A 3966-nucleotide genomic window follows, 5' to 3' on the forward strand; every position below is an offset into this window, starting at 1 on the left:
AATACCCTCGGCTTATTTTTATTCTTTCAAAGATATATTTACCACAATGGTTAACAACCAGGTTTAGGAGTATTTAAACCTTAATTTTATAAGAGGGTAGTTTCATTGTTAGGGAATGGGTAAATAAATACCCTCAATTTCCCTTTGAATACCTTCAATAGTACATTTTCAACAAATCTGTCATTATTTTCGGATAGGCAGCGGCATCACTTGCTACATTTTGCCAGTGTTTTCTGAGTTCTGCCGGCATTTATTTACATTCCTTCGAGTCTTCTTCGAGAAACAGGGGGTATTTCCCAAAGAAACCCCGAAGCAGTATAGGAGAAGTCTAAGTAAAATCACTTAGATCTTACAAGATTTAGGCTACCAGTTAAACTGCACTTCTTTTTTGATATCTGGATGTAAGCTGTAAAATACCGGACAAGTCATAGCTGCATGCTCCAAAATCTTCTTTTCTTTATCGCTATAAACTGATTTATTAGGAAAATTAAAATTAACATGAATCTCAGAAACTCTTCTGGGTTCTGTCACCATTACTTTAGTAACCTCTGCTTCAACCTCTCCTAATTTAATATCGTGTGTATTAGCAGCCATTCCCATAATGGTTATCATGCAATTAGCCAGTGAAGTTGCCAATAAGTCGCTGGGAGAAAAGGCTTCGCCTTTTCCATTGTTATCAACAGGAGCGTCAGTAATAATAGTTTCTCCAGACTTCAAGTGTGTTGCTGTAGTTCTTAAAGAACCAATATATTTAACTTTTGATGTTGCCATTTTATTGATAGGATTTAGATTATGCTTATTTTTTGAGTTCTATTTACACTTGCAACTTATCTAGTTCAAACGTCTCATTAGAAGCTCTTCAACTCTTTTAAAAAACTGTAGAGGTTTTAACTGACGCCAATTCACATCATCCAGCTGTCCCCCAAAATTGATGTAATAATCGAGATTTATGCTTTTAAATTCATCAATAACGTGTTCCCTAAAGTTAACTCCCGCTATCCAGCCGTCTTCTACATCCTGAAACCATTCTTCGTAGTAACAATCATCAGAGGCATGGAAATTCAGGACATTTTCTCCTATAAGAATAAATTTATTAATTCCCTCATCCATCATGGTCTCTAATATCTCTCGCTTCAATAGCATAATATCATTCGTAATAGCATCATTCCATTCTCCGATAAATTCTATGATAGCATACTGACGGTCATAATCAACAAACAGGACCTTTAAATATAAAGTCGGCGAACCAAAAAAGTCCCACTGGGGATGTAATAAGAAATTATAAATCTGCTTATCGTAGTAGAACTCACTATATTCTGTATTAAAGAAAGGAGACCTTTCATCTTCTGCCGCGATGTAATCATCTCTCCACTTATAAAAAGGCTCTATCTCATGCATAATTCCTAAACATTTTCTTTCATAAAGGCATTTGCTGCTTTACGCACACTTCCGTACTTTTTCAGCAAATATGAAGCAGTTTCTTCATCTATGCCAATTTCCATCATTAACATCTTTACGCCTCTATCTACCAATTTATTATTTGTTAGCTGCATATCTACCATTTTATTGCCCTTAACATGCCCCAGCTTAATCATTACTGCAGTACTAATCATATTCAAGACTAATTTTTGTGCGGTACCGGCTTTCATTCTGGTAGACCCAGTTATAAACTCCGGACCAACTATTACCTCTATAGGACATTGTGCCGCAGCAGCAATTGGACTTCCTGCATTACAAACAATACATCCGGTTAAAATTCCGGCTTTGTTTGCCTTTTTCAGTCCTTCTAAAACATAAGGAGTATGACCAGAAGCAGCTATACCGATAACAACGTCTTTCTCATTGATCTGATAGCTCTCCAAATCTTTCCAGGCTTGTTCTGTATCGTCTTCTGCATACTCTACCGCTTTCCTGATCGCACCATCTCCACCTGCAATAATTCCGATAACTTTGTCAAAACCTACGCCAAAAGTAGGGGGACATTCCGAAGCATCAACCACTCCTAACCGTCCGCTTGTACCGGCTCCAATATAAAAAAGTCGTCCTCCTTTTTCCATTCTCGGAATAATAGACAATACCAGTTTTTCAATATCTTTAATTACTTTATTAACCGCCAGAGGCACAGAGTTATCTTCCTGATTTATATTATCCAACAACTCACAAACAGACATTTGATCTAAATCGCTGTAACGTGATTCAGATTCTGTAGCTTTATCCATACACATTAAGTTTGTTCAAATATCGAAAAACATTTTGTTAATATAAATTTCAGCTCATAAATCAAAAAAATTAGCTTTTTAAAGCTAAAAGCATGTTTAATCGCTTTCTTGTTCTTAAATTTGTATGAGTTAGTTTCATGAAATCAAACAATAAGAATTTCCTTTATATTCCTGGCTTTTGCTTAGCTATGGCTTTCAGCTTTGTTTTGGGTGCTAAATATGACCAATACAAAATAGGAGAGAACTTATCTATTGATTTTGGAAGGAACAATAAAGTGAACAGGGTTTTAAATCTCATAAGAAAAAATTACGTCGATTCTGTTAATGTTGATTCTTTGGAGCATATGGCAATCGGAGAAATACTAACACACCTCGACCCACATTCTATATATCTTCCGCCTACCGAAGCAAAGAAGCAAAATGAAAAACTGGAAGGAAATTTCGAAGGAATAGGCATAGAATATTACCTGCTTTCAGATACTATCTTGGTCACTTCTGTAAGACCCAGCGGTCCTTCCGAAAAAGCGGGGTTAAAAAAAGGAGATAAAATTATTGCCGTTAACGGAGAAGGGATTACAGGAAAAGGGCTTTTAGCATATAATCTCGTTAACAGATTAAAAGGAAAAAAAGGTAGCGAAGTAAAGGTTTCTATTCTTAGAAGCGGAAATAAAACACCACAGCAATTTTCAATCATTAGAGACCATATTGTCATCAGCAGTATAGACGTATCGTATATGCTGGACAAAGAAACAGCCTATATAAAAATAAGCAAATTTGATATTAAGACGGAAGATGACTTTGCTAATGAGCTTTTACAGTTGGAAGAAAAAGGCATGAAAAACCTAATTCTGGATCTGAGAGGAAATGGAGGTGGCTATTTAAGCGCAGCAACCGGGTTAGCCGACCAGTTTCTTAAAGACAAGGAATTAATAGTTTATACAAAGGGATTGCATGAGCCAAGAACAGAGTACAGGGCTACAGATTACGGACTATTTGAAAACGGAAAATTGGCTATCCTGATTGACGAACAAAGTGCATCGGCAAGCGAAATTGTAGCAGGCGCAATTCAGGATTTAGATAGAGGGGTAATTATTGGCCGAAGATCTTTTGGTAAAGGACTGGTGCAGGAACAGTTTGCTTTTGATGACGGATCGGCTATGAATCTTACAGTAGCAAGGTATTTTACACCATCGGGCAGATCTATCCAAAGATCTTACGCAAAAGGTAATAAGTCTTATTATCATAGTCTCTATCAAAATAAAGAAGAAGATTTTTATATAGACAGCGTAAAGAAACACCATGTAGCACAGCATACTTTTAAAACAGCTAAAGGTCGTTTGGTTTTCGATGCAAGTGGCATAACTCCGGATTATTATATTCCGTTAGACACTTCCTATTTAACCAGTTTCTACAAAAAAATAAATAGTCAAAATTTACTCCTGGAATTTACTTACAGATTCCTAGCTCAGGAACCGCTTGCCGAGCCATATAAGAGTGCCGAACAATTTTATAAAGAATATGCCATAAAAGACGAGGACTTTTCCAGACTGCTTACTTTTCTGAAAAACAAAGACATTAAAGCAACTCCTGAAGATCTCAAAAAATCTGCTCCCCGATTAAAGAGTGAAATCAAATCTCTTCTTGCCAGATTTCATTTTAAAGAGGAAGGTTTTTACAGAGCGCTAAATAGCACAGACACCATATTAGCTAAAGCATTAGAGGTATTTTCTAAAAATTAATATTACAT

4 protein-coding genes are annotated in these 3966 nt (G+C 36.2%); 1 reads left to right on the plus strand and 3 read right to left on the minus strand.

The features are described from left to right. Positions 1 to 363 precede the first annotated feature (363 nt). From ABWO41_RS16280 to murQ, 3 genes are read right to left on the minus strand one after another with little or no spacing between them, the layout of a single operon-like run. Positions 364 to 771, minus strand: a complete 408-nt coding sequence (locus ABWO41_RS16280) for an OsmC family protein (protein ID WP_353140296.1) — start codon at positions 769 to 771, stop codon at positions 364 to 366. Between the two features lie 60 nt (positions 772 to 831). Further along, positions 832 to 1398 (minus strand): hypothetical protein, encoded by a 567-nt coding sequence (locus ABWO41_RS16285; RefSeq protein WP_353140298.1) that lies wholly within the window; start codon positions 1396 to 1398, stop codon positions 832 to 834. A gap of 5 nt (positions 1399 to 1403) precedes the next feature. Continuing rightward, positions 1404 to 2219, minus strand: a complete 816-nt coding sequence (gene murQ, locus ABWO41_RS16290) for an N-acetylmuramic acid 6-phosphate etherase (RefSeq protein WP_353140300.1) — start codon at positions 2217 to 2219, stop codon at positions 1404 to 1406. Between the two features lie 137 nt (positions 2220 to 2356). Between murQ and ABWO41_RS16295 the strand changes: the two genes are divergently transcribed. Beyond that, positions 2357 to 3958: a S41 family peptidase gene (locus ABWO41_RS16295; RefSeq protein WP_353140301.1), complete on the plus strand. Its 1602-nt coding sequence runs from the start codon at positions 2357 to 2359 to the stop codon at positions 3956 to 3958. Positions 3959 to 3966 lie beyond the last annotated feature (8 nt).

The organism is Pseudopedobacter sp. (genome assembly GCF_040392825.1).
Taxonomy (GTDB): Bacteria; Bacteroidota; Bacteroidia; order Sphingobacteriales; family Sphingobacteriaceae; genus Pseudopedobacter.